This is a genomic window from Streptomyces sp. NPDC002490 (assembly GCF_040296045.1).
Taxonomy (GTDB): Bacteria; Actinomycetota; Actinomycetes; order Streptomycetales; family Streptomycetaceae; genus Streptomyces.
This window is the reverse complement of the sequence record NZ_JBEOWM010000016.1, coordinates 1-25,454: the sequence shown is the minus strand read 5'-3', so window position 1 is coordinate 25,454 and position 25,454 is coordinate 1. Positions and strand designations below refer to the sequence as shown.

The window sequence follows — 25,454 nt, the reverse complement described above, 5'->3', positions numbered from 1 at the left end:
CCAGCCCGGAAGGACTCCCGCTCATGCCCACCGCACTGTCCCCGGCCCCGGCCGAACTACACCTGGCCGAACTCACCGAGGCCAACCGGCCCGCCCAGCTGCCGCTGCTGACCCGCATCGCCGGCCTCCTGTCGGCCTCCCCGGCCGTCACCCACCTGCTGGTACGCGGCTCGCTCGCTTCCGGCACCGCCGACCGCCTCTCGGACGTCGACTTCGTCGTCGGCGTCCACGACCGCGACCTGCCCGCCTTCACCTCGGCCCTGAACGACCTGATGACGGTCGCGGCCGGGGCCCTGCTGCCCGGCTGGCGCGACAGCATCGTCGCGGACCTCGGTGGCATCGGGTTCGTCTTCCTCGTCCAGCACGAGGGCAAGCTCCAGCAGGTCGACCTCTACATCGCGCCCGCCTCCCGGATCACCGCCCTGCGGCGCAAGGTCGGCGGCAAGATGCTGCTGCAGCGCCCGCCGCAGGAGATCACCACCTCCCAGATCGAGCAGGCCCAGACTCAGGTGGCCGAGCTGACGGCCCGGCCGCGCTCGTGCACCGAGCTGCTGATCGAACACCTGGTGCTGGCGGTGCTGCTGCACAAGCGCATCCAGCGCGGTCAGCGGTTCGTCGCCTACGCCGAGTGGCACCTGCTACACACCGCGACGAAGGACCTGATCAAGACCGCGCTCGCGCCGACCTCCAGGTTCTGGGGCTGGTACCAGCTGAGGGAGGAGCTCGCGCTCACCCCGATCGGCCGGGCCTGCCTGGCCGACCTGGACGCCGCGATCACCTCCCCGGCCGTCCCGGACGCCTCCGACGTCAACGACGCCCTGGACCGGGTGATCGCGCTGACGACGAGGGCCTGCCCGAACGCCCTGGACGGCCTGGCGGACGCGATCACCGCGTACCGCGCCTACCTGGAGCTGGCGTGAAGCCCCAGGCCAGCCGCCTCCCCGTGCCGGCCACCGGCCGGGACGGGGCCCAGGGCCGGCAGAAGACGGCGGCGTTCTTCGGAGGCGTGGTCCCCGCCTCCCCGGGCGAGGAACGTCTCGCCGAAGAGGTCGGCATGGCCCTGGCCGGGGCCGGGTTCGCGCTGCTGCACGGCGGCTACAACGGGCTGATGGCAGCCGCCGCCCAAGGGGCCGCGGCCGAGGGCGGCACGGTCACCGCCGTCACCCTCGCCGACAAGCACACCCAGTGGGGCGACTTCAACCCGTACGTCACCGACGAGGTCCACTTGCCCGACATCGGCGCCCGCCTCAACCGCTACCTCGACTCGGCGGACCTGGTGGTCGCGATGGGCGGCGGGGTCGGCACCCTGCACGAGCTGACCGCTGCCCTCTACTACGCGGGCAACATCCGATCCGTTCCCGTCTGGATCACCGGTCCCACCGCGCTGAAACTGCTGGCCTTCCTGCGGCGCGAGAAGTGGCTGTTCGAGACGCCCACCCGGCCGCTTGGCTTCATCAGCCCGATCGCGTCGGCGGCCGCGTTCGCCACCCAGCTCCACACCTTGACAGCCGAGAAGGAGGCCGGAGCATGACCGCCGACACCACCGCCACCCTGGCGGCCCGGGTAGCCGAGACGGCCTGCGTCGCCGACACGTTCACTCTGGCCGACGGGCAGGTACTGGACGCGTACTTCGATGAGTACCGCCTGGCCGCCCGCCCGCAGTTGCTGCACGACGTCGCCGACGCGATGGCAGCCCTCGTCCCCGAGGGCGCCGAGGTACTGGCCGGCATCGAGCTCGGCGGCGTCCCTCTGGTCATCGCCCTGTCGGCCGTGACTGGGCTCCCGGCCGCGTTCCTCAGGCGGCTGTCCAAGCGCTACGGCTCCAAGCGGCAGATCGAGGGCCCCGACGTCACCGGGCGGCGGGTCGTCCTGGTCGACGACGTGGTCCGCTCCGGCGGCCAACTGCTGGCCATGACCCGCATACTGCGGGTCGCCGGAGCTCCGGTCGCCCACGCGCTGTGCGTACTGGAACGTCCGCTCGGCGGGCGACTGCTGCTGGACGAGCACGGTGTCGCCCTCCACTCGCTGCTGACCGAGGCCGACCTGCCCACCGCCAAGGGGGCGGCGTCGTGACGGGGGCGGTGCTGTTCGACATGGACGGGGTCCTGCTGGACAGCCGCCACACGATGCTGGCCACCCTCGCCGGGATCGCTACCGCCGCCCTCGGGCGCCGCGTCACCGCCGCCGACCTGCCACCGGACGCACTCACCAGCCCGCGAGTGCAGGTCCTGACCGGACTCGGCGTCGCCGAGGCGGACGAGCTCTGCGCGCTCTGGTGGGACCCGGCCCTGGCCACCGCCACCGGTACCACCCTGTTCCCCGGGGTGCTGGAAGGGCTGACGGCGATCAAGGACGCCGGGATCGCGACGGGCCTCGTCACCCTGCAGACCCGCACCCGGCTGCCCTGGCTGCTGCCCCGGGCCGTCCTGGCACTGCTGGACGTGACCGTCTGCCGGGAAGACGCCGCGGCCAAACCCGCCCCGGACGGGCTCCTGCTCGCCCTGGGCAAGCTCGGTGCCGACCCGTACGAGACGGCGTTCCTCGGTGACACGGTCGGGGACATCGCCGCCGCCCGCGCCGCAGGCATCACCCCGCTCGGGGCCGCGTGGGGCTATGCCGGACCCGCCGCCCTCAAGGCAGCCGGGGCCGCTGCGGTCCTGGACGATCCGATCCGGATCGGGCCCGGCCTGCTTGACTTCACATCCTGCCCGACGACCGGGCTCACGGCGACGACACGCACACGCTGAGCGACCTTGACTCCCGACCCGCTACAGTCGTTGGAGCAGCAGACAGGACAGCACCTCTGGTGATCTGCTGCACCACCGATGTGATCAACGGATCTGGAGTCAAGGTGCGGCCCATGGGGGCGCGAGCTATCTGCGTCGAGCCGGAGAACTGAGAACCCTCTCAGTCCCTAGTTCTCGGCCCGGCTCGGCGTGTGATCTCCCCTCCCACCTTCCGTGACTCCTCCGTGAGGCCATCCAGCCATGCGCTCGACGCAGATCCGTCAGACCTTCACCGACTTCTTCACCTCCCGCGGCCACCAGCCGGTCCCCTCCAGCCCGCTGGTCCCGGACGACCCCACCCTGCTGCTTGCCAACGCCGGGATGAACCAGTTCAAGCCCTACTTCCTGGGCGAGACCACCCCACTCTTCCCCCGCGCGACCAGCATCCAGAAGTGCGCCCGCACCTCCGACATCGACAACGTCGGCCGTACCAACCGGCACGCGACGTTCTTCGAGATGATGGGCAACTTCTCCTTCGGCGACTACTTCAAGGAGGACGCCATCGCCTTCGCCTGGGAGCTGCTGACCCAGGGGTACGGGCTGGAGAAGGACAAGCTCTGGATCACCGTCTTCGAGAACGACGACGAGGCCGAGCACATCTGGCGCCGCATCGGTGTCCCCGCCTCCCGCATCCAGCGCCTGGGCATGGAGGACAACTACTGGTCCATGGGCGTCCCCGGCCCCTGCGGACCGTGCTCGGAGGTCAACTACGACCGCGGCCCCGCCTTCGGCAAGGAGGGCGGCCCCGCTGTCGACGGCGAACGCTACGTCGAGATCTGGAACCTGGTCTTCATGCAGTTCCAGCGCGGCGAAGGAGACAAGAAGGGCAACTTCCCCGTCCTCGGCGAGCTCGCCCGCAAGGGCGTTGACACCGGCCTCGGCCTGGACCGGCTCGCCGCCATCCTCCAGGACGCCCAGAACGTCTGCACCACCGACCTGCTCCTGCCCACCTTCCACACCGTCCAGGACCTCGCCGGACGGGCCTGCCCGGACGAGGGCGAGGAGAAGGTGTCCTTCCAGGTCGTCACCGAGCACGCCCGCTCCATCGCCTTCCTGATCGCCGACGGCGTCCTGCCCGCCAAGGACGGCCGCGGCTACGTCCTGCGGCGCCTGATGCGCCGCGCGATCCGCCACGCGCGTCTGCTCGGCATCGACGGCCCCGTCCTGCCCGCCGCCACCGCCTCGGTGATCGGCAACCTCGGCAGCGTCTGGCCCGAGCTGACCACACAGGCAGCGCTGATCGAGCAGGTCGTCACTGCTGAGGAAGGGTCCTTCACCCGCACCCTCGCCCAGGGCACGAGGCTGCTGGACGCCGCGATCAGCCGCACCCGGCACAGCGGCTCGGCCGCCCTGCCCGGCGAGACCGCGTTCGAGCTCGCCGACACCTACGGATTCCCCCTGGAGCTGACCGTCGAGGCCGCCCGCGACGCCGGGCTGACCGTCGACGAGGACCGCTTCGCCGCGCTCCTGAACGAGCAGAAGAAGCGCGCGAAGGCCGGCGGCAAGGCCAAGACCGCCGAGGCCCTCAGGAAAATGGACACCTACCGCGAACTGGCCGCGCGCCTGCCCGGGACCGAGTTCCTCGGCTACGAGCACCTGACGGCGGAGGCCACCGTCACCGGCCTCATCTCCGGCGGCACCGTCGTCACCACCGCCGGGCGAGGAGTCGAGGTCGAGCTCGTGCTGGACCGCTCGCCCTTCTACGCCGAGGCCGGCGGCCAGATCGGCGACAGCGGCACCCTGGACCTCACCGACGGCACCCGCCTGCAGATCACCGACACCCGCTACGGCCTGGAGGGCTTCCGCGTCCACACCGCCCGCGTCCTCGAAGGCGAACTCCGCACCGGCTCCAGCGGCGAAGCCGTCGTGGACGCCGAACGCCGGGCCGGCCTGATGCGGTCACACTCCGCCACCCACATCCTGCACGCCGTCGTCATGGCCACCCTCGGCGAGCACGCCCGCCAGCAGGGCTCCCTCGTCGAGCCCGACCGGCTCCGCTTCGACTTCGCCCACTTCACCGCCCTCACCCCCGACCAGCTTCACCAGATCGAGCAGGCCGTCAACGGCCACGTCCTCGACGACCCGGCAGTGCGGGCCTGGTACGCCGACCGCGCCGAAGCCGAGGCCGCCGGCGCCATCGCCCTGTTCGGAGAGAAGTACGGTGACACCGTCCGCATCGTCGACATCGGAGACTTCTCCCGCGAGCTCTGCGGCGGCACCCACGTGGCCCACGGCTCCCAGGTCGGCGCCTTCCGCCTCCTGTCCGAATCCTCGATCGGCTCCAACCTCCGCCGCGTCGAAGCCCTCACCGGCCACGGCACCCTCCGCCACCTCGACACCGAACGGCGCCTGCTGAACGAACTCGCCGGCCTGCTCGGCACCCGACCCGCCGATACCCCCGACGGTCTGCGCAAGCGGTTGGATTCCCTCGCCGCAGCCCAGGCCGAGCTGGGGCGGCTTCGGGCCATCGAACTGGGCTCCCAGGCCGCACGGCTTGCCGAACAGGCGCGCCCGACCGGTGGCGGGCAGCTTGTCGCCCAGAAGATCACCGGAGTCACGCCGGACGAGCTGCGGCAACTGGCCTCCGAAACCTTGACCCATCTGCCCTCTGGGCCCGCGGCCGTGATCCTGGCTCTGGAGCACTCCGGCAAGGCCCTGCTCGTCGCGGCCATCACACCGCACCTGCTCGGTCACGGTATCCAGGCCGCCCAGGTCATCGCCCGCGCCGCGAAGACCGTCGGCGGGGGAGGCGGCGGCACCGGCGCCCTCGCCAGCGCGGGCGGACGCCGCCCCGAGCATCTCGACCAGGCCCTCACCGCGGCCGCCGAGGACGCCACCGCTCTGCTGACCCAGTGACGCAGGACCGCCGTCCGTGAACTTCCATCAGCCCCGCGTACGGGTGGCGGGAGGACGGATGCGCGTGGACGTGCCCCGCCTCGTACGGGCCGCCCGTTGCGCGTCCCCAACGGGCCGGGCACGGCCGGCGCCCACCGGTACTGCATACCGCCATGCAGGGGTCGTCGTTCCTGAATAGATTGGGGGGAGGGACGAGGCGCCGCCGGGGCGCCGGGGAAGGGGGAGCCGACGACCATGAGGGGTCAGGGCGACGAGGCGGGCCGGGTCGAGGAGGGGGCCGCGCAGCGGCTGCGGAGGCTGTTCGAGGGGCATCGGCTGACCCCCACCCAGCGGCGGCTGGCGCACTGCATGGTCAGCCGGGCGGCCGAGGTGCCGTTCCTGTCCAGCGTGGAACTCGCCGAACTCGCGGGGGTCAGCCAACCCTCGGTGACCCGCTTCGCGGTGGCGCTCGGCTTCGACGGCTACCCCGCGCTCCGGCGCCACCTGAGGGAGGTCGTCCCTGCGGAGACCGCCGTCGAGCGGCCCGAACGCACCGCCTACCAGCAGGCGGTGGACGCCGAGATCGGCAATCTGCGCCATCTGGCCGCCCTCCTGGCCGACCCGGCTCCGGTGCGGGAGGCGGGGGCGCTGCTCGCCGCCTCCCGCCCGCTGCCGGTGCTGGGGCTGCGCGCGGCGGCGGCCCAGGCGTACGGCTTCGCGTACTTCGCGGCCAAGGTGCACCCCGACGTCCGGCTGCTGGACGGGGGCGGTTCGCTGCTCGCGGACCGGATCGACCGGGCGGCGGCGGCCGGGGCCGGGGCACTGCTCTGCTTCGCCCTGCCCCGGTACCCGCGGGAGACGGTCGAGGCCCTGGAACAGGCGCGCGGCGCGGGGCTGCGGGTGGTGACCGTCGCGGACAGCGCCTTCGCGCCGGTGGCCGCCCTCTCCGACGTCCTGCTGCCCGCTCCGGTGGGCACCGGGCTGGCCTTCGACACGGCGTGCGCCCCGATGCTGCTCGGCCGGGTGCTCCTGGAGGCGATGTGCGACGCCCTGCCCGAGGCCCAGGCCCGTTTGGAGGACTTCGACGCCCGGGCGGCGGCGCGGGCGCTGTTCGTGGAGTGACGCGGGCGGGTCCGTACCGGCCCGCCGGTCGGGGCTGCGCCGTACGGGGGCGGGTCCCGCACGTCCTCATGGCGCCTTAAGGAACGGCGGGTAGCCTGCGGTCCCGCCGGCGGGCGAGGGCCCGGGGCCGGAGCGGGAACGGGAGGCGCGGATGGCGCGCGGACACGGCACGGACACGACGGACGGAACCGACCGGGGCGCCGGTACCGACCGCACGGGCCGGGTGCCCCGGGACGGGCGGAGCGCCCGGGCGCGGGGACGGCAGGGCAACCACGGGCTGGCGCGGGTGGCCGTGGTGGTGCGCGCCGGGGCGGCGCCGCTGTGGTGGGCGGGGGCGGTGGCCGCCGGCGCGGGGTTGCTGGTGCCGGGGCTGACCGGGCGGCGGATCGGGGTGTTCGCCGGGGCCGCGCTGTTCCTGGTCGCCGCTGCGGTCGTGGGCCGCACGGGCTTCGGGCGGTACGCGGAACTCGCCGGGCGGGCCGAACGGGCGGGGCGGCACGACGTGCTCCAGGACCGGGCGGTCACCGTACGGGCGTGGCGCCGCGGCCACCGCTGGTGGCTGGTGCTCGCGTTCCTGGTCGCGGCGGGTTCCTCGGTCGCGGTGCCCGCGGCGCTCGGCATGCTGCTGGCCGGGGTGGGCGTCGGCCGCTGGCTGAAGGCGGTCCGGATCGGCCGCCGCGAGGCCGGGGACGGGGTGCTGTGGTGGGTGCGCATCGACTGGCTGGACGCCCGCGGGGGCCGGCCCGTGGGGCCCGCGGTGCGGGCGCTGCGGACGACCGGGCCGGGCGCGGGCGACGCGGCTCCGGGCGGCGCCCGCCGCCTGGCCGCCCGCTGACGGGCCGGTTCCCCGTCAGATCTCCAGTTCGGCCTCGATGCGGCGCAGCTGGTGGCGGGCCATCGCCAGGTTGGCGCGGCCCTTGTCCAGCACCACGTACAGGAACAGTCCGCTGTGGCCGCGGCCCCGGATCAGCCGGATGAGGTGGTACTGGGTGCCCAGGGTGATCAGGATGTCCTCGATCTCGTCCTGGAGGCCCAGGAGTTCCATGGTGCGGAACTTGGAGCGGACCACGTCGGTGTTGCCGGCGGCGGCGACCGCGAGGTCGAAGTCCTTGCCGCCGCCCGCGGTGCCCAGGGCCATGCCGCTGGTGTAGTCGACGAGGGCCGCGCCGATGAACCCCTCGATGGAGGTGGTGATGTCCTTGAGGGCGGCTTCGGTGGTGCTCATCTTGAGCTGACTCCTTGGTGGTCGAGGGCGTGCGGACGTCGGGCGTTCGGTGTGCCGGGGCGTGCGGGGGCGGCCCCGGGGGGAGCCGGCTCAGGCTCGGTGGACGGGCGGACCCCACTGGCCCGGGGATCCCGGATGTCTGACCGGGCGGGGCGAGAGGGGCGGCCGGGGCGCCTCGGGGTCGGGGCGTCGTGCGGGCGGCACGGTGGGCACGGCGGTGGGTGCGGCGGCGCGGGCGGCGGCCTCGACGAGCGCGCCGAGCCGGGCGCCGCACCGGCGGCCCTCCAGGTGCAGCCGGCCGACGTTCACCCGGGCGTCGGCGACCAGGGTGAGGACGCCGGCCCGGCCCGCGGCGTAGGTGGCGGCGTAGCCGTGGGTGCCGCGCACCAGGAGCTCCAGGAAGGGGCCCCGGCCGGTCGCCTCGGTGAGGCGGCTGCCGACGCCGAGCGCGGCGGCCGTCAGGGCCGCCACGGCTTCGGTCTCGATGCCGTCCGCGTCCTGGGCGAGGACGAATCCGTCGGCGCTGGCGAGCAGCGCCCCGGTGATCTGGGGGACCCGGGCGCGCAGTTCTCGCAGTTCGCCGAGTATGTCGGCTTCGGCGGCCATCAACGTTCTCCTCTCGGGCGCTGCCGATGCGCGCCGGGCCCGGGGCGGGGCCCCGCGGCCGGGCACGGGCGGGGCGCCCCCTCGTCGTCGCGGGGGCTCACTCCAGGACCAGTCCCCGTGCGAGGTCCCGCAGGCGCATGCGGGCCAGGGCGAGGTTGCCCGTGTCCCGGTCGAGCCACAGGTACACGAAGGCGTGGGTGTCGAACGCCGCGTCGGCGAAGTGCATCAGGTGGTAGGCGGTCGCGGTGGTGACCAGCAGGTCCTCGACCGCGGGCGGGGCCGTGGGGGTGGGGAGGTCGCCGAGCGCGCGGGGCGCGGGCGGCGCGAAGACCGTGTACTCGACGGCCGCGCGGGCCATGTCGGCGGTCTCCGCCGCCGTCACCTCGTGGTCCCCGCCGGAGGCTTCGCCGAGGGCGCCGAGGGCCAGGCCGCTGGTCCAGTCGACGACGGCCGCTCCCCGGGCTCCGGGCAGCGCCATCGCCTCCTGGAGGCACGCATCGATTCCGGGCACGCCGGTTTCCTCCCCTGGGCCCGCTCGGGCGTCGTGGCATCGGCACCGGAACCTCTGCCGTGGACCCGGTAATCGAAAGGCTACTCTACGCACACGTGTCTGATGTGCCGAGCCGGCACTTTCCTCCGGAACGTGCGTGAACTGATCGGAGGCGATCGCCGAACGAAGGGTTCCGGTCGGGTCGGGGCGGTCGGTCGCCCGGTTCCGTGCGGGGCCCGTCCCGCCGGCCGGGGCTCAGAACAGCAGCCCGTCCGGGTGCTCGCCGCCCGCCTCGGCCACCACCTCGGCGATCGTCTGGGCGCTGCGCACCGTGGCGAAACTCACCCCGTCCGGGGTTCCGGCCGCGGGGTCGCCGTCCGGTGCGGTGAGGAAGCCGTACACCGCGGGGCGGGGCAGCGCGTTGTACGCGTAGGGGTGGGCGAAGAAGTACGCGCCGGTGTCCAGCACCGCGACGTGGTCCCCCGGGGACAGTCGGGGCAGGGTGCGCCCGCGGGCGATCAGGTCGCCCGCGAAGCAGGCCGGCCCGGCGACGTCCTGCACCTCGGGCCGGGTGGCCAGCGGCACGCCCCGGGCGTCGTACCCGGCGACGCGCAGCGGCCACTGCTCGGGGGCGTAGACGGTGCGGGCCGCGATCTGCGCCCCCGCGTGGGTGACCGCGATCCGTCGCCCGCCCGCCGACTTGGTGTACTCCACCCGGCTCAGCACCAGCCCGGGTCTGGCCAGCAGCGCCCGGCCGAACTCGGTCACCAGCCGGTACCGCCCGTCGAACAGGGCCGGCACCCGGTGCGCCAACAGCCGTGCGTAGCGGGCGAAGCCGGGGTCCGGGTCGTCGGAGGCGAAGTCGACGGGGAGCCCGCCGCCGAGGTCCACCGTGTCCACCTGGAGCCGCCCGGCGCGGGCGTTGACCTCCTCGGCCAGGGCGTGGGTGCGGGCGACGCCCTCGACCATCAGGTCCGCCGGCACCCCCTGCGAACCGCTGTGCACGTGCAGCCGGGTCAGCCAGGGCCGGTCCAGGAAGGCGCGCACCACCCGTTCGCGTCCCCCCGGGTCGCCGAGCGCCACGCCGAACTTGGCGGTGGCGGTGGCGGTGGACAGGGCGTCGATGGTCCCCGCGCCGACCTGCGGGTTCACCCGGAGTCCCAGCGGCGGCAGCCGGTCGGCGCCGGCCGGCCCGTACGCCACCGCCAGGTCGTCCAGCCGGGCGAGTTCCTGGAGGTTGTCGGCGTTCACGGCGATGCCGAGGGCGAACGCCTCGCGCAGTTCGGCGGGGGTCTTGGCGGGGGAGTCCAGCACGGTCCGTTCGGCGGGGGTGCCGGCGGCCCGGGCGAGGGCCAGCTCGCCGGGGCTCGCGACCTCCGCACCGATGCCCTCGTCGCCGAGCAGCCGCACCACGGCGACCAGGGGGCACGCCTTCACCGCGAAGGTGTGCAGCACCTCGGTGCCGGGGGCGGTGGCGGCGGCGAAGGCGGCGTGCAGGGCCCGGGCGGCGGTGCGCACGCCGGTCACGTCGATCAGCGCCACCAGCGGTTCCCGGTCGGTGACCAGGCCCCGGGCCACGGCCGCGCGGACGGCCGTGTCGCGGCGGGCGACCAGGGCGGCCGCGTCGCTTCGGGGGTGCGGGGCGCGTTCGCTCGTGGGAGGCATGCGTCCAGCGAACCACCGCTCGGGCGCGCGGGCTTCCCCACCGCCCTATTGACTAGCTCTATTCAGAACTTCAGGATGTGAATGGAAAGTTGTCATGGGAGTGCGGGCGCCCCTCCGGCGGGCCCGCCGCGAGGAGGCAGACCGTGTCAGGACCCCGCCCCGTACGAGCGTCGCGCGGCACCGGACGCAGCGCCCTCGGCTGGCCGCAGGAAGCCGCCCTGCGCATGCTCCAGAACAACCTCGACCCCGAGGTCGCCGAACACCCCGACCGGCTCGTGGTCTACGGCGGCACCGGCAAGGCGGCCCGCGACTGGGCCTCCTACGACGCCATGGTCCGCACCCTGCGCACCCTCAAGCAGGACGAGACCATGCTCGTCCAGTCCGGCCGCCCGGTCGGCGTGATGACCACCCACGAGTGGGCGCCCCGGGTCCTCATCGCCAACTCCCACCTGGTCGGCGACTGGGCCAACTGGGAGGAGTTCCGCCGCCTCGAAGCCCTCGGCCTCACCATGTACGGGCAGATGACCGCCGGCTCCTGGATCTACATCGGCACCCAGGGCATCCTCCAGGGCACCTACGAGACCTTCGCCGCCGTCGCCGCCAAACGGTTCGGCGGCACCCTCGCCGGAACCATCACCCTCACCGCCGGACTCGGCGGCATGGGCGGCGCCCAACCGCTCGCCGTCACCATGAACGACGGCGTCGCCCTCTGCATCGACTGCGACCCGCGCGCCATCGAACGCCGCATCGAGCACCGCTACCTCGACGTGCGCGCCGACTCCCTCGACCACGCCCTGCGGCTCGCCGTCGAAGCCCGCGACGCCCGCCGCCCGCTCTCCGTCGGGGTGCTCGGCAACGCCGCCGAGGTGCTGCCCCGGCTCCTCGCCGAGGGCGCGCCCGTCGACATCGTCACCGACCAGACCTCCGCCCACGACCCCCTCGCCTACCTCCCGCTCGGCGTCGACCTCGCCGACATGGCGACGTACGCGGCCGAGGACCCCGCCGGCTTCACCGCCCGCGCCCGCGAGTCCATGGCCCGGCACGTCGAGGCCATGGTGGGCTTCCAGGACGCCGGCGCCGAGGTCTTCGACTACGGCAACAGCATCCGCGGCGAGGCACAACTCGCCGGGTACGCACGGGCCTTCGACTTCCCCGGCTTCGTCCCCGCCTACATCCGCCCGCTGTTCTGCGAGGGCCGCGGACCCTTCCGCTGGGCCGCCCTGTCCGGCGACCCCAAGGACATCGCCGCCACCGACCGTGCGGTCCTCGACCTCTTCCCCGAGAACGAGTCGCTGCGCCGCTGGATCACCCTCGCCGGGGAGCGCGTCGCCTACCAGGGGCTGCCCGCCCGGATCTGCTGGCTCGGCCAGGGCGAACGCGACCGCGCCGGCGAACGCTTCAACGACATGGTCGCCAGCGGAGAGCTGTCCGCGCCCGTCGTCATCGGCCGCGACCACCTCGACTGCGGCTCCGTCGCCTCCCCCTACCGCGAGACCGAGGCCATGCGCGACGGCTCCGACGCCATCGCCGACTGGCCGCTGCTCAACGCCATGGTCAACGTCGCCTCCGGCGCCTCCTGGGTCTCCCTCCACCACGGCGGCGGCGTCGGCATGGGCCGCTCGATCCACGCCGGCCAGGTCACCGTCGCCGACGGCACCCCGCTCGCCGGCGAGAAGATCCGCCGGGTCCTCACCAACGACCCCGGCATGGGCGTCATCCGGCACGTGGACGCCGGCTACGAGAGCGCCGAACGCGTCGCCGCCCGGCAGGGCGTGCGCATCCCCATGCGGGAGGACGGATGAGCTTCCACCGGATGTGGCGCGACCTCGCCCCCCTGGGCCGCGACCCGCGCACCGGCGGCTACCGCCGCCACGCCTGGACCCCCGCCGACGCCGAGTGCCGGGCCTGGTTCCGCGCCGAGGCCGAACGGCGCGCCCTCGCCTACGAGGTCGACCGCAACGGCAACCAGTGGGCCTGGCACGGCGACCCGACCGTCGGCGACGCCGTGGTGACCGGCTCGCACCTCGACTCCGTCCCGGACGGCGGAGCCTTCGACGGCCCCCTCGGCGTGGTCTCCGCCTTCGCCGCCCTGGACGAACTCCTGGCCCGTGGCGCGCGGTTCACCCGCCCCCTCGGCATCGTCAACTTCGGCGACGAGGAGGGCGCCCGCTTCGGACTGGCCTGCGTCGGCTCCCGCCTCACCGCCGGACACCTCACCCGGGAGCAGGCGTTCGCCCTCACCGACGCCGACGGCACCACCCTGCCCGCCGCCCTGGCCGCCGCGGGACACGACCCGGAAGCCATCGGCCCCGACCCCGAACGGCTCGCCCGCATCGGCGCCTTCGTGGAACTCCACGTCGAACAGGGCCGGGCCCTCGACCTCACCGACCACCCGGTCGGCGTGGCCGCCGCGATCTGGCCGCACGGCCGCTGGCGCTTCGACTTCCACGGCGAGGCCAACCACGCCGGCACCACCCGGCTCGCCGACCGCCGCGACCCGATGCTCCCCTACGCCGCCACCGTCCTGGCCGCCCGCGAGGCGGCGAGGAGCGCCGGCGCCGTCGCCACCTTCGGCAAGGTCGCCGTCGAACCCAACGGCGTCAACGCCGTGCCCTCCCTCGTCCGCGGCTGGCTGGACTCCCGCGCCGCCGACCGGACGACCCTCGACCGGGTCGTCTCCGCCGTCGAACGGGCCGCCCGCGACCACGCCGACCGGCACCGCGTCCGGCTCGCCGTCACCCGCGAGTCCTTCACCCCCGTGGTCGAGTTCGCCCACGCCCTGCGTGACGAACTCGGCCGGCTGCTCACCCGCGACGGCACCCGCCCACCGGTGCCCGTCCTCGCCACGGGCGCGGGACACGACGCCGGAATCCTCGCCGGCAGCGTCCCGACCGCGATGCTGTTCGTGCGCAACCCCACCGGCGTCTCCCACTCCCCGGCCGAACGGGCGACCGAGGACGACTGTCTCGCGGGGGTGGCCGCGCTCACCGACGTACTGGAAGGACTCGCATGCCGATGACGCCGGAACCGGGCTCCGCCGTGCCGCGCACCTACTGGCTGGAGTACGCCTGGCTGGACCCGTCCGCCGAACCCGGCGTCCTCCTGGAGACCGGTGCGGACGGCCGCGTCCACGCCGTCCGCACCGAGGTGCCCACCCCGCCGCCCGGCGCCGAAGTGCTGCGCGGACTGACCCTGCCCGGCTTCGCCAACGCCCACTCCCACGCCTTCCACCGGGCCCTGCGCGGCCGGGTCCAGGCCGGCTCCGGCACCTTCTGGACCTGGCGCGACGTCATGTACTCGGTCGCCGACCGGCTCGACCCGCAGACCTACCACGCCCTCGCCCGCGCCGTGTACGCGGAGATGGCGCTCGCCGGGATCACCGTCGTCGGCGAGTTCCACTACCTGCACCACGGCCCGGGCGGCACCCGCTACGCCGACCCCAACGCGATGGGCGAGGCCCTGGTCGAAGCCGCGGCTGACGCCGGGATCCGCCTCACCCTGCTGGACACCGCCTACCTCTCCGCGGGCTTCGGCGAACCCCCCACCCACCACCAGCTCCGGTTCTCCGACGGCTCCGCCGGGGCCTGGGCCGAACGGGCCTCGGCCCTGCGCGAATCCCCGCACACCCGCATCGGCGCCGCCATCCACTCCGTCCGGGCGGTGCCCGCCGACCAGTTCGGCCCCGTCGTGCAGTGGGCCGCCGAACGCGGCGCCCCGCTGCACGTCCACGTCTCCGAACAGCCCGCCGAGAACGAAGCCTGCCACCGTGCGTACGGCTGCACCCCCGCCCGGCTCCTCGCCGACCACGGGGTCCTCGGCCCCCGCACCACCGGCGTCCACCTCACCCACCTCACCTCCGCCGACATCGACCTCATCGGCTCCTCGTCCACCGGCACCTGCATGTGCCCCACCACCGAACGCGACCTCGCGGACGGCATCGGCCCCGCCCGGGACCTCCAGCGCGCCGGCTCCCCGCTCAGCCTCGGCTCCGACAGCCACGCCGTCATCGACCCGCTGGAGGAGGCCCGCGCCCTGGAGCTGAACGAGCGGCTGCGCACCCGCATCCGCGGCCACTGGACCACCGCCGCCCTGCTGCACGCCGCCTCGCCCGCCGGCTACGTCGCCCTCGGCTGGCCGGACGGCGGCACCCTCGCCCCGGGCGCCCTCGCCGACTTCACCACCGTCGCCCTCGACACCGTCCGCACCGCGGGCACCCCGCCCCGCCTGGTCGCCGAGGCCGCCGTGTTCGCCGCCACCGCCGCCGACGTCCGCCACACCGTGGTCGCCGGCCGGCAGGTGGTCCGCGACGGCGTCCACACCACGGTGCCCGACCCGGCCGCAGCGCTCCGCGAGGCCATCGCGGCACTGAGCGGCTAGGCTCGCCCCGTACACCCGTGCGAATCCCTCGGGGTGGGGAGGAACCGTCACCGCGAACGTCGTCCTGCGCGAGGTCCGCGACGCCGACCTGCCGGCCCTCCACGCCCAGTCGATCGAGCCCGAGGCCCTCCGCATGGCCGCCTTCACCGCCGACGACCCCACCGACCGCACCCGCTTCGACGCCCACTGGAGCCGCATCCGCACCGACCCGCAGGTGGTGCTGCGCGCGGTGACCGCCGGAGCCGACGGCGAACTCCTCGGCCACGCCGCCGTGTACGGCCCCCCGGACGAGCGCGAGGTCACCTACTGGATCGGCCGCGCCCACTGGGGCCGCGGCGTGGCCACCGCCGCCCTGCGCGCCCTGCTCGTCACCGTCCCCGAACGCCCCCTGCACGCGCGGGTCGCCGCCGACAGCGCGGGCTCGCTACGGGTGCTGCACGCCTGCGGGTTCACGGTGACCGGCCGCGAGCGGAGCTTCGCCGCCGCCCGCGGCGAGGAGATCGAGGAACTGCTCCTGACCCTGACCGCCCTGACCGCACCCTGACCACGCCGGGCGCAACCCACCGAACCCGCTTGCGAATCACCTGCGGTCACCCTTTCGACCGCCCCTCCCGGACGGTGGACGAGCGGGTGACCGGCCGGCGAACCACCCCGGACCCGCCCGTACCGACCGCGCACGGTGCCACGCTGGAACCAGCGAACGGCCCCGAACCGGAACGGAACGCACGTGACGCCTCCCCGCAGCGCCCCCTGGACCACGTACCCGAGGAACGGCCCGCCGGCGCTGACGGCGACCGCCCCGCCCCCGACCACCTCCTTCGGCTGGACCCTGCACCCCGGCCACGGCCCCGGCACCGAGGTGCTCGCCCTGCGCCCCGGGCGGCGGGTCCTGGACCTGGGCTGCGGCGCCGGCCGCAACCTGGCCCACCTGGCCGCGCTCGGCATGCGCGCGGTCGGCGTGGACGCCTCCGCCGTCCAACTCGCCCGGGCCCGCGAGCACTGGGAGGACGTGGTTGGCATGGAACTCCACTGGGGCGACGCCCTGGCCTTCCTCGCCCACCCCACCGGCCCCTTCGACGCCGTGTACTCGGTGTTCGGCGCCGCCTACTCCACCGCCCCCGGACAGCTCCTGCCCGCCGTGCACGGGGCGCTCGCCCCCGGCGGCGTCTTCGCGATGTCGCAGCACCCCGCCGTGGACGGCTGCTACGGCTGCCAGGCGTCGTACGTCGCCCGCGGCCCGGACGAGGACCCCGCGGTGGTGAAGCGCTGGGACTACCCGGCGCCCACCTGGGTCGCCCTGCTGGAGGAACACGGCTTCGAGGAGGTGACCGCCGTCCTCCTGCCCCCGCCCCGGCACGGCGCCCGCCGACTGGGCACGCTGCTGGTGCGGGGGGTGCGCGGGGGGTAGGACGTGCTCGCGCCGGCACCGCTCCACGCCCCGCGCTGCTTCATCGACGGCTGCTCGCAGCGGAGTTATGCGAAAACGTGACTGGACGCCCGCCGCGCTTGCCCCGCCTGACGACACTCCGTAGCTTGTCGATCACACAGCCGGAGGGGGCTCCATGAAGCTGACCGAGAAGGTTGCGGGCGAAGATCCGCAGTGTGACGGTGGCGACTGCGCCAACGTCTTCAGGACGGACCAGCCCGACACCATCGCCGTACAGGGGTACGTGACCGACCACCCCGCTCCGCAGGGCGAAGCGATCGTCGTGCTGCCCGGGCGGGTCTTGAAGGAGGCCGCACGTGCTCTTGGATGGTGAACCCTGGGCAGCGATGTTCCGGGACTTCAAGCGGTCGGCCTGGCGACTCGAAGTGCAGCCGACGTACACGATGCCCGCGGAGGCGGAGAACTTCGCCCGCTTCCTGCGGGGCGAGCCGAAGCCGGACGACCACAACGCGAACTGGCACGGCACGGTGCGGGACGCCGTGGCGTCGGGCAAGACCATCGGCCGGGTCCGGGTCGTCCGCCAGCCGCTCACGGACTACCAGCGCTACCAGTTCGCCTGGGGAATCCCGGGCAACATCCGGGCCGGGGAGGGCATCCGCATCCTGGACCTCACCAACGAGAACGTCGACCTCCCTCGACAGGACTTCTGGATGTTCGACGAATCGGTCGTGGTGCACCTGAACTACCGCTCGGACGGAACACAGATCAACCGTGAATTGATCGCCGAACCGAACCTCGCCCAGTACCTCATGTGGCGGGACCTGGCGTCGGAAAGCGCAGTACCCTTCCGTGCCCATCGAACCTGAGACCCAGGACCGGGAACGGCAGAACCTCGCGGAGGCCCTTCGGGGCCTCCGTCGTGCTTCGGGGCTGAGCGGGGAACGCCTGGCGCTCCGCTGCAACATGAGTCAAACCAAGATCAGCCTGGTGAGCGGTACCTGGGGTGAGGTGAAGGAAGCGGGGGAAGGGCTCGCCGAGTACGCGCCCCGATTCGCCTCGGTGGCGGAGCGGGATGCCGACCGACTGTCGCTCCTCGTGGACCGTGCCGCCGAGCGTTTGAGGGAGGGAGGCGACGTGGCCCACGGCTTCTACCTCGAACGTCCCTCGTACCTGTCCCTGGCCGTCGTGACGTGTTCCCCGAACCGCTCGATGCCCGAACTGGCCTGTCCCGTCGGGTGAACGAGGCGACAGCGGAGCCCCGGCCGCGGCCGGGGCTCCCACTTGAGTCGATGAGACCGTCGCTGAACTGCGAAATCCCCGATCAGGGCAGGTTGCGGGCCATCACGATCCGCTGGATCTGGTTGGTGCCCTCGTAGATCTGGGTGATCTTCGCGTCCCGCATCATCCGCTCCAGCGGGTAGTCACGGGTGTAGCCGTAGCCGCCGAGGAGTTGCACCGCGTCGGTGGTGATCTCCATCGCCGCGTCGGAGGCGTAGCACTTGGCCGCCGCGCCGAAGAAGGTGAGGTCGTCCTCGGTGCCGCCCTCGGCCACCCGCTCGGACTTGGCGGCGGCGGCGTAGGTGAGTTGGCGGGCCGCCTCCAGCTTCATCGCCATGTCGGCGAGCATGAACTGGACGCCCTGGAAGTCGCCCACCGGCTTGCCGAACTGCTTGCGTTCGCGGACGTAGCCCTTGGCGTAGTCGAGCGCGCCCTGGGCGACGCCGAGGGCCTGCGCGGCGATGGTGATGCGGGTGTGGTCCAGGGTCTTCATGGCGGTGGCGAAGCCGGTGCCCTCCGCGCCGATCATACGGTCGGCGGGGATGCGGACCTGGTCCAGGTACACCTCGCGGGTGGGGGAGCCCTTGATGCCGAGCTTCTTCTCGGGGGCGCCGAAGGTGACGCCCTCGTCGGACTTCTCCACCACGAACGCCGAGATGCCGCGGGTGCGCTGCTCCGGGTCGGTCACCGCCATGACCGTGTAGTAGTCGGACACGCCGGCGTTGGTGATCCAGCGCTTGACGCCGTTCAGCACCCAGGTGTCGCCGTCCCGGACGGCACGGGTTCGCATCCCGGCCGCGTCCGAACCGGCGTCCGGCTCGGAGAGGCAGTAGGAGAACATCGCCTCGCCGCGGGCCAGCGGGGGCAGGTAGCGGCGCTTCAACTCCTCGGAGCCGGAGAGGATCACCGGCAGCGAGCCCAGCTTGTTGACGGCCGGGATGAGGGAGGACGACATGCAGGCGCGGGCCACCTCCTCGATCACGATCACCGTGGCCAGGGCGTCCGCTCCAGCGCCCTCGTACTCCTCCGGCACGTGCACCGCGTGCAGGTCGGCCGCGACCAGGGCGTCCAGGGCCTCCTGCGGGAAGCGCGCCTCCTCGTCGACGGCGGCGGCGAACGGGGCGATCTTCGCCTCCGTGAGGGCGCGGACCGTCTCGCGGAGCAGGTCGTGCTCTTCGGACGGCCGGTACAGGTCGAATGCCGGGTTGCCTGCCGAACCAGCCACGGGCCCACGCTCCCAGGTCGCTAATTACCGTTAAGTAACTCGATGAGTACCCCGCATCCTAGGGCGCGCACCGGGTCGGGACCAGGTGACCTGGACGACACGTCCCCGCTGGCGCGAACCGTGCGGCGGCGCCCCACTCGACCGCTGCCGCCGCCACCTGCCCGACTATGCTCGGCCGGGCGCGACCGGCACCCCGGAACCCGCTGAACCCGCCCCCCTCGCTACGGACCCGGAGCACTGATGGCCCCCCTCAAGATCACCGTGATCGGAACCGGCTATCTCGGCGCCACCCACGCCGCCGCCATGGCCGAGCTGGGCTTCGAGGTGCTGGGCCTGGACGTCGTCCCCGAGAAGATCGCCCTGCTCAGCGAGGGGCGCGTGCCGATGTACGAGCCGGGGCTGGAGGAACTGCTGCGGCGGCACGTCGCCGGGATCGAGGGGTCCACCGGACGGTTGCGGTTCACCCGGGACTGGGCCGAGGTCGGCGCCTTCGGCGAGGTGCACTTCGTCTGCGTGAACACCCCGCAGAAGCACGGCGAGTACGCCTGCGACATGTCGTACGTCGACTCCGCCGTCGAGTCGTTGGCCCGGCACCTGGAGCGGCCCTGCCTGGTGGTCGGCAAGTCGACGGTGCCGGTGGGCAGCGCGGACCGGCTCGCCGCCCGGCTGGTGGAGCTGGCGCCCGCCGGGGACGGGGTCGAGCTGGCGTGGAACCCCGAGTTCCTGCGCGAGGGGTTCGCCGTCCAGGACACCCTGCACCCGGACCGGATCGTGGTCGGGGTGCGCAGCGCCGGGGCCGAGAAGCTGCTGCGGGAGGTGTACGCCGCGCCCGTGGCGGAGGGCTCCCCGTTCGTGGTGACGGACTTCCCCACCGCCGAACTGGTGAAGACCTCCGCCAACTCCTTCCTCGCCACCAAGATCTCCTTCATCAACGCGATGGCCGAGGTGTGCGAGGCCGCCGGCGGGGACGTGGTCCAGCTCGCCGAGGCGATCGGCCACGACGAGCGGATCGGCAGCAAGTTCCTGCGCGCCGGGATCGGCTTCGGCGGCGGCTGCCTGCCCAAGGACATCCGGGCGTTCATGGCCCGGGCCGGGGAACTGGGGGCCGACCAGGCGCTGACGTTCCTGCGCGAGATCGACTCCATCAACATGCGCCGGCGCGGGCAGATGGTGGAGATGACGCGCGAGGCGCTCGGCGGCGGGCCGTTCCTCGGGCGGCGGATCGCCGTGCTGGGCGCCGCGTTCAAGCCGGACTCCGACGACGTGCGGGACTCGCCGGCGCTCAACGTCGCCGGGCAGATCCACCTCCAGGGCGGACAGGTCACCGTGTACGACCCCAAGGGCATGGAGAACGCGCGGCGGCTGTTCCCGACGCTCGGCTACGCGGACTCCGCCGAGGAGGCGGCCCGCGGCGCCGACGCGGTGCTGCACCTCACCGAGTGGCGGGAGTTCCGCGAGCTGGACCCCGAGGAGCTGGGCGCCGTGGTCCGTCAACGGGTGCTGCTGGACGGGCGCAACGCCCTGGACCCGGCGGTGTGGCGCCGGGCCGGCTGGACGTTCCGGGCCATGGGGCGCCCCACGGCCTGAGCGGGGGCCGTCCCGGCGACGGGCCAGCCGCGTGAGTCCACCTGCCGGGCGTCGAGCACGAGGAGGACGGACTCGTCGCCGGTCGGCGCGGACCGGTTCACCCGGGCACGCCGGTGAGCTCGCCGGGCCCGGGCGTCTGCGGCAGCGTGGACTTCGGCAGTCGGCCACGACGGGGCCGCCCCGACCCGCCGAGCGGTTCGGGGCGGCGCGAGTGCTCCACGGCCTGGGGGCGACGCCGGGCGTTCCGGGCGGTGCGGCTGCCGGGAAGTGGTGAGGACACGTGGGCAGACGGAGGCGGGACGGCACCGCTGAGGGGCCGCGGTCGTCCGCGTGGGCGCCGATGGCCAGGCCCGTGTTCCGCGCCCTGTGGATCGCGCAGCTCGGGTCGAACCTCGGGACGTGGATGCAGATGGTGGGCGCGCAGTGGATGCTGGTGTCCGCGCCGAACGCCGCGACGCTGGTGCCCTTGGTGCAGACCGCGGGTCTGTTGCCCGCGGTGTTCCTCTCCGTGCCCGCCGGCATCCTCGCGGACGCGCTGAACCGGCGGGGGCTCCTGGTGGCTGTCCAGACCGGCATGGCCGTCGCTGCGGCCGCCCTCGCCGTGGTCACCGCCCTGGGGGCGACCGACCCCGCCGTGCTCCTTCTGCTGTTGTTCGTCCTGGGGTGCGGCCAGGCCCTCGCCGGGCCCGCGTGGCAGGCCGTCCAGCCCGAACTGGTTCCCCGGGCCCAGATCCCGGCGGCAGTGGCGCTGGGCAGCATGAGCATCAACGTGGCCCGCGCCGTCGGCCCGGCCGTCGGCGGCGTACTCGTCGCGTGGTCCGGGCCCACGGCAGTGTTCGCGATCAACGCCGTGTCCTTCGCCGGAGTGGTCGCCGTGCTCCTCGCCTGGCACCGTCCGGTGGCGACGACGACGCTGCGCGCAGAACGAGCCGTTCCGGCACTGCGCGCCGGAACCCGCTACGTCCGGTACGCGCCCATCGTCCGCAGACTGTTCCTGCGCTCCGTGCTCTTCGTGGTCCCGGCCAGCGCACTGTGGGCTCTGCTGCCGCTCGCGGCGAGCGGACCGCTCGGGCTGGGATCGGCCGGGTACGGGATCCTCCTCGGCGCACTCGGTCTGGGGGCGGTGATCGGCGCGGTCGGGCTGCCCGCCCTGCGTGCCCGCCACACGGCCAACCAGGTGCTGGCCGCCTCCGGCACCGTGTTCGCCGGGGCGTGCGCGGTGCTCGGGCTCGTCGGGGACCCGCTCGTGGTGAGCGCGACGCTGCTCCTCGCCGGGGCCGCCTGGCTCGCCGTACTGTCCACCCTGAACGCCTCCCTCCAGTTGGTCCTGCCCGAATGGGTGCGGGCCAGGGGGCTCGGCGCCTACCTGGTGGTGTTCATGGGCGGGCAGGCCCTGGGCTCCTTCCTGTGGGGGCTGGTCGCCGGTGCGGCCGGCCTGACCGCCACTCTGCTCACGGCCGCCGCCGGCCTGCTCCTGTGCGCGCTCAGCGTGCTGTGGTGGCCGGTTCCGGCGGCGACCGAACACCTGGACCGCACCCCCTCGCTGCACTGGCCGGAGCCCATGCTCCTGGTGGAGCCGCATCCCGACGACGGCCCCGTCCTGGTGATCAAGACCTACCGGGTGGCGCCGGACCGCCTCGCCCCCTTCCTCACCGCGCTGGACGCGGTACGCGAGTCCCGCAGACGCACCGGAGCGATGGACTGGTCGGTGTACCAGGACGGTGCGGACCCCGAGCGGATCGTCGAACTGTTCGCCGTCCGGTCCTGGGGCGAGCACCTGAGCCAGCACGGCGGGCGCCTCACCGGAGCCGACCGCGACCTGGAGGCCGCCGCGGAGGCACTCGCCCGGGAATCCCTCGGGGTCCGGCATCTCTTCCCGCCCGGCACCGCCACCGCGCCGCCCCCGTGACCGGGGTCCGCCGCCGCCCGCGGTCCGGCCCCGCAGGGCGGCGACCTGCCCGCGGCCGGCTAGGCGGCGGGGGAGCGGAAGCCGGCCGGGCCCCCCGGCCACCAGGCCCGGGGGCCCAGTTGCCGCACCAGTGCCGGGACCAGCAGGGAGCGGACCACCAGGGTGTCCAGGAGCACCCCGAAGGCCACGATGAAGGCGATCTGGATCAGGAAGGCCAGCGGGATCACCCCCAGGGCCGCGAAGGTCGCGGCCAGGACCACCCCGGCGGAGGTGATGACCCCGCCGGTGGCCACCAGACCGCGGTGCAGCCCCTCCCGGGTGCCGAGGCGGATCGATTCCTCCCGGACGCGGGACATCAGGAAGATGTTGTAGTCCACCCCGAGCGCCACCAGGAACACGAACCCGTACAGCGGCACCGAGGCGTCCGTGCCGGTGAAGTCCCACAGGTGGGTGAAGACCAGGGAGGCCACGCCGAGGGTGGCGAAGAAGTTCAGCGCCACCGTCGCGACCAGGAGCAGCGGCATCAGCAGCGAGCGCAGCAGCGCCGTGAGGATGACCAGGATGAGGGCGAGGACGACCGGCACGATCAGGGCGCGGTCGGCCGCCGCCGTCCGCTGGGTGTCGATCCGCTGCGCGGTGACCCCGCCGACCAGCGCCTCGGCGTCCGGCACCGCGTGGACGGCCTCGCGCAGCGCGGTCACGGTGCGTTCGGCCGCCTCGCCGTCGGCGGGGTCGGCGAGGGTGACGTCGAGGCGCACCCGGCCGTCGGCGACCAGCGGCGGGCCGCCCGGGTCGCCGGCCGTGGTCGGGAGGACGGAGGCGACCCCCGGCACCTGCCGGGCGGCTGCGGTGACCGGCTCCAGGGCGTCGGCGCGGGCGACCACGACGGCGGGACTGCCCGAACCGCCGGGGAAGTGCTCGCCCAGCACGGCCTGCGCGGTCACCGAGGGGGCCTCGCCGACGAGGGTCTCGTCCAGCGGCACGCCGCGCGAGGTCAGCGTCGGGGCGAAGGCCGCGCAGGCGAGCAGGGCGGCCAGGGTGAGTGCCCAGACCCGGCGCGGGGCGCGGTCCACCAGGTCGGCGACCCGGCGCCAGAGCCGGTGCGAGCCGCCGCGCGCCTCCCCGTCGGTGCGGGACGGGCGCGCGGGCCAGTAGGCCGCACGTCCCAGCAGGACGAGGACGGCGGGCAGGAAGGTGAGCGCCGCCGCGACGGCGCAGACGATGCCCACGGCCCCGACCGGGCCCAGGGCGCGGTTGTTGGTCAGATCGCTCAGCAGCAGGGCGAGCAGCCCCAGCGCCACCGTGGCCGCACTGGCCAGCACCGGACCGGCCGAGCGGCGCAGCGCGGCCCGCATGGCCGCCGTCCGGTCGTCCCCGCGGGTCAACTCCTCCCGGAACCGGGCCGTCAGCAGCAGCGCGTAGTCGGTGGCGGCGCCGATCACCAGGATCGAGAGGATGCCCTGCACCTGGCCGTCGACCCGGACGACGCCGCGTTCGGCGAGCGCGTACACCACCGCGCAGGCGAGGGCGAGGGCGAGGACGGCGGCCACGATGATCAGCAGGGGGAGCAGGAGGCTGCGGTAGACCAGCAGCAGGATGACGAGGACCGTGGCCAGGGCGACCCCCAGCAGCAGGCCGTCGATGCCGGAGAACGCGTTCTTGAGGTCCGCCTGGGCCGCCGCCGGACCCGCTAGGTGGACGACGGTCCCGGGCACGGTCCGGGCCTGTGCCCCGATCTCGTCCAGGGCGTCGGCCAGTCCGTCGTCGAGGTCGGTGCGCAGCGGCACCACCGCGCGCAGCGCGCGGCCGTCGTCCGAGGCGAGCGCGGGGGAGGCGGCCCCCGCGAGGGGGGTCGCGCCGGCGAGTCCGGTCAGGACCCGGGTGGCCCCTCCGCGTGCCGCCTCGGGCAGCGGGGCGCCGTCCCCGCGTGCGGTCCACACGACGACGAGCGGCAGGGACTCGCCCTGCCGGAAGTCCTCCTGGACGTCGATGACCCGGGTCGACTCGGCGCTACGGGGCAGGAACGCGGCCTGGTCGTTGGTGGCGACCTCGCCGAGCCGTCCCGCGTACGGGCCGAGCACCCCGCCGACCTCGAGCCAGGTGACGAGGAGGACCAGCGGGATCAGCAGGCGGGCGGCGCGGGAGGAGCCGGCGGGGCGGGTGGGCTTGGGCACGGGACACATCCGCTGTCTCGACGGGGCAACGGTCTCACCCGGGCTCAACATCTTGATGGAGTGAGATGTTCGCGATGGTAGGGGACCGGGGGGACGGGCCGGCAACCGGTCCCCCTCCGCGCCGGGGAGGAGTCCGGCGCGCCTCTGCGACGACCGGTGCGCGAACGGCCCGCCGCACCCGGTGGCGACGCTCAGCGCGGGGGCTCGTCCAGACGGGCCAGTTCCTCGCTGAACGCGTCCAGGAACCGCAGCACGACGGCGAGTTCCGCGTCCTCGAACCGGACCCGCGCGCGTTCTCCGGCGACCGCCAGCGGCCTGAAGAAGGCCCGCGCGGCCAGTCGCGCCTCGTCCACGTACACGACGCGCACCACGCGCCGGTCGACCTCGTCCCGGGTGCGGCGGATGTGACCGGCGCGCTCCAGCCGGCCCAGACAGGCGGTGACCGCCCCGGACGTCAGTCCCAGCCGGGCCCCCAGCATCCCCGGGGTGACCGGCCGGTCCGCGTCCAGCACCATCGCGAGCGCGCTCACGTCGGTCGGGTGCAGACCGTGCGCCGAGGCGAAGGCGCGCGTCAGCCGGTCGATCTCGCCGTTCACCCGCCGCAAGGACACCGCCAGCGCCATCAGCCGGTCGGATGCCCCCGCGTTCCCCACCCCGTTCTCGCCGTCCACGCCCGGAAGCGTACCGGCCGCGGCGGGGGGGGGGGGCCCCCCCCCCCCCCGGGGGGGGGGGGGGGGGGGGCGGGCGCGCCGGGGGCGGGGGCGGCCCGCGCGCGGGGGGGCGGGGGC

24 protein-coding genes are annotated in these 25,454 nt (G+C 74.2%); 17 read left to right on the top strand and 7 right to left on the bottom strand.

Annotated features, from left to right (window positions below):
• Window positions 1-23: 23 nt before the first annotated feature.
• From ABT092_RS12745 to ABT092_RS12715, 7 genes are all read left to right on the top strand, one after another.
• The gene (locus ABT092_RS12745; RefSeq protein ID WP_351242895.1) at window positions 24-920 is read left to right on the top strand and encodes a hypothetical protein; all 897 of its coding nucleotides are present in this window, start codon (window positions 24-26) and stop codon (window positions 918-920) included.
• Window positions 917-1,531 (top strand): SLOG cluster 4 domain-containing protein, encoded by a 615-nt coding sequence (locus ABT092_RS12740; RefSeq protein WP_351242893.1) that lies wholly within the window; start codon window positions 917-919, stop codon window positions 1,529-1,531. Before ABT092_RS12745 ends, ABT092_RS12740 begins: the two co-directional genes overlap by 4 nt.
• Window positions 1,528-2,073 carry an orotate phosphoribosyltransferase gene (locus tag ABT092_RS12735; RefSeq protein ID WP_351242891.1) on the top strand — a complete coding sequence of 182 codons (546 nt, stop codon included), beginning with the start codon at window positions 1,528-1,530 and terminating at the stop codon, window positions 2,071-2,073. The genes ABT092_RS12740 and ABT092_RS12735 overlap by 4 nt, the downstream gene beginning before the upstream one ends.
• On the top strand, window positions 2,070-2,747 hold the full coding sequence (locus tag ABT092_RS12730; RefSeq protein ID WP_351242889.1) for an HAD family hydrolase: 678 nt from the start codon (window positions 2,070-2,072) through the stop codon (window positions 2,745-2,747). Before ABT092_RS12735 ends, ABT092_RS12730 begins: the two co-directional genes overlap by 4 nt.
• Window positions 2,748-2,987: 240 nt before the next feature.
• Window positions 2,988-5,642, top strand: a complete 2,655-nt coding sequence (gene alaS / locus ABT092_RS12725; protein ID WP_351242887.1) for an alanine--tRNA ligase — start codon at window positions 2,988-2,990, stop codon at window positions 5,640-5,642.
• A gap of 234 nt (window positions 5,643-5,876) precedes the next feature.
• Entirely contained in the window at window positions 5,877-6,743 is an 867-nt protein-coding gene (locus tag ABT092_RS12720; protein WP_351242885.1) for a MurR/RpiR family transcriptional regulator, read from the top strand.
• 151 nt (window positions 6,744-6,894) lie between these two features.
• A complete protein-coding gene (locus ABT092_RS12715; RefSeq protein ID WP_351242883.1) occupies window positions 6,895-7,578 on the top strand; it encodes a hypothetical protein in 684 nt (227 codons plus the stop codon).
• Between the two features lie 15 nt (window positions 7,579-7,593).
• On the opposite strand, the gene ABT092_RS12710 is transcribed toward ABT092_RS12715, so the two are convergent.
• The 4 genes from ABT092_RS12710 to ABT092_RS12695 form a co-directional block, all read right to left on the bottom strand.
• Window positions 7,594-7,968, bottom strand: coding sequence for a roadblock/LC7 domain-containing protein (locus ABT092_RS12710; protein ID WP_351242881.1), 375 nt, complete (start codon window positions 7,966-7,968; stop codon window positions 7,594-7,596).
• A gap of 90 nt (window positions 7,969-8,058) precedes the next feature.
• Window positions 8,059-8,574, bottom strand: a complete 516-nt coding sequence (locus ABT092_RS12705) for a roadblock/LC7 domain-containing protein (protein ID WP_351242879.1) — start codon at window positions 8,572-8,574, stop codon at window positions 8,059-8,061.
• A gap of 97 nt (window positions 8,575-8,671) precedes the next feature.
• Window positions 8,672-9,085 carry a hypothetical protein gene (locus ABT092_RS12700; protein ID WP_351242877.1) on the bottom strand — a complete coding sequence of 138 codons (414 nt, stop codon included), beginning with the start codon at window positions 9,083-9,085 and terminating at the stop codon, window positions 8,672-8,674.
• Between the two features lie 234 nt (window positions 9,086-9,319).
• Entirely contained in the window at window positions 9,320-10,729 is a 1,410-nt protein-coding gene (locus tag ABT092_RS12695; RefSeq protein WP_351242875.1) for a type III PLP-dependent enzyme domain-containing protein, read from the bottom strand.
• Between the two features lie 143 nt (window positions 10,730-10,872).
• On the opposite strand from ABT092_RS12695, the gene hutU reads away from it, so the two are divergent.
• The 8 genes from hutU (at window position 10,873) to ABT092_RS12655 (ending at window position 17,732) form a co-directional block, all read left to right on the top strand.
• Window positions 10,873-12,531 (top strand): urocanate hydratase, encoded by a 1,659-nt coding sequence (gene hutU / locus ABT092_RS12690; protein WP_351242873.1) that lies wholly within the window; start codon window positions 10,873-10,875, stop codon window positions 12,529-12,531.
• Window positions 12,528-13,748 carry an allantoate amidohydrolase gene (locus ABT092_RS12685; protein ID WP_351242871.1) on the top strand — a complete coding sequence of 407 codons (1,221 nt, stop codon included), beginning with the start codon at window positions 12,528-12,530 and terminating at the stop codon, window positions 13,746-13,748. Before hutU ends, ABT092_RS12685 begins: the two co-directional genes overlap by 4 nt.
• Window positions 13,745-15,106: a formimidoylglutamate deiminase gene (locus ABT092_RS12680; protein WP_351242869.1), complete on the top strand. Its 1,362-nt coding sequence runs from the start codon at window positions 13,745-13,747 to the stop codon at window positions 15,104-15,106. The genes ABT092_RS12685 and ABT092_RS12680 overlap by 4 nt, the downstream gene beginning before the upstream one ends.
• A 64-nt stretch (window positions 15,107-15,170) precedes the next feature.
• Window positions 15,171-15,650, top strand: a complete 480-nt coding sequence (locus ABT092_RS12675; RefSeq protein ID WP_351243098.1) for a GNAT family N-acetyltransferase — start codon at window positions 15,171-15,173, stop codon at window positions 15,648-15,650.
• 183 nt (window positions 15,651-15,833) lie between these two features.
• Complete coding sequence (locus ABT092_RS12670) at window positions 15,834-16,514, top strand: class I SAM-dependent methyltransferase (RefSeq protein WP_351242867.1); 681 nt, start codon at window positions 15,834-15,836, stop codon at window positions 16,512-16,514.
• Window positions 16,515-16,668: 154 nt separating this feature from the next.
• On the top strand, window positions 16,669-16,866 hold the full coding sequence (locus ABT092_RS12665) for a hypothetical protein (RefSeq protein ID WP_351242865.1): 198 nt from the start codon (window positions 16,669-16,671) through the stop codon (window positions 16,864-16,866).
• The gene (locus tag ABT092_RS12660; RefSeq protein ID WP_351242863.1) at window positions 16,850-17,359 is read left to right on the top strand and encodes a DUF6879 family protein; all 510 of its coding nucleotides are present in this window, start codon (window positions 16,850-16,852) and stop codon (window positions 17,357-17,359) included. The genes ABT092_RS12665 and ABT092_RS12660 overlap by 17 nt, the downstream gene beginning before the upstream one ends.
• A gap of 64 nt (window positions 17,360-17,423) precedes the next feature.
• Window positions 17,424-17,732 carry a hypothetical protein gene (locus ABT092_RS12655; RefSeq protein ID WP_351243096.1) on the top strand — a complete coding sequence of 103 codons (309 nt, stop codon included), beginning with the start codon at window positions 17,424-17,426 and terminating at the stop codon, window positions 17,730-17,732.
• Between the two features lie 82 nt (window positions 17,733-17,814).
• Here the strand turns inward: ABT092_RS12655 and ABT092_RS12650 are convergent, their stop codons facing one another.
• Window positions 17,815-18,996 carry an acyl-CoA dehydrogenase family protein gene (locus tag ABT092_RS12650; RefSeq protein WP_351242861.1) on the bottom strand — a complete coding sequence of 394 codons (1,182 nt, stop codon included), beginning with the start codon at window positions 18,994-18,996 and terminating at the stop codon, window positions 17,815-17,817.
• 240 nt (window positions 18,997-19,236) lie between these two features.
• Between ABT092_RS12650 and ABT092_RS12645 the strand changes: the two genes are divergently transcribed.
• Both ABT092_RS12645 and ABT092_RS12640 read left to right on the top strand, forming a co-directional pair.
• Entirely contained in the window at window positions 19,237-20,583 is a 1,347-nt protein-coding gene (locus tag ABT092_RS12645) for a UDP-glucose dehydrogenase family protein (protein WP_351242859.1), read from the top strand.
• Window positions 20,584-20,923: 340 nt separating this feature from the next.
• The gene (locus ABT092_RS12640; RefSeq protein ID WP_351242857.1) at window positions 20,924-22,492 is read left to right on the top strand and encodes an MFS transporter; all 1,569 of its coding nucleotides are present in this window, start codon (window positions 20,924-20,926) and stop codon (window positions 22,490-22,492) included.
• A gap of 59 nt (window positions 22,493-22,551) precedes the next feature.
• Here ABT092_RS12640 and ABT092_RS12635 read toward each other — a convergent pair whose 3' ends face one another.
• A complete protein-coding gene (locus ABT092_RS12635; RefSeq protein ID WP_502968432.1) occupies window positions 22,552-24,675 on the bottom strand; it encodes an MMPL family transporter in 2,124 nt (707 codons plus the stop codon).
• A 182-nt stretch (window positions 24,676-24,857) separates the two neighbouring features.
• The gene (locus ABT092_RS12630; RefSeq protein WP_351243094.1) at window positions 24,858-25,289 is read right to left on the bottom strand and encodes a MarR family transcriptional regulator; all 432 of its coding nucleotides are present in this window, start codon (window positions 25,287-25,289) and stop codon (window positions 24,858-24,860) included.
• Between the last annotated feature and the right edge of the window lie 165 nt (window positions 25,290-25,454).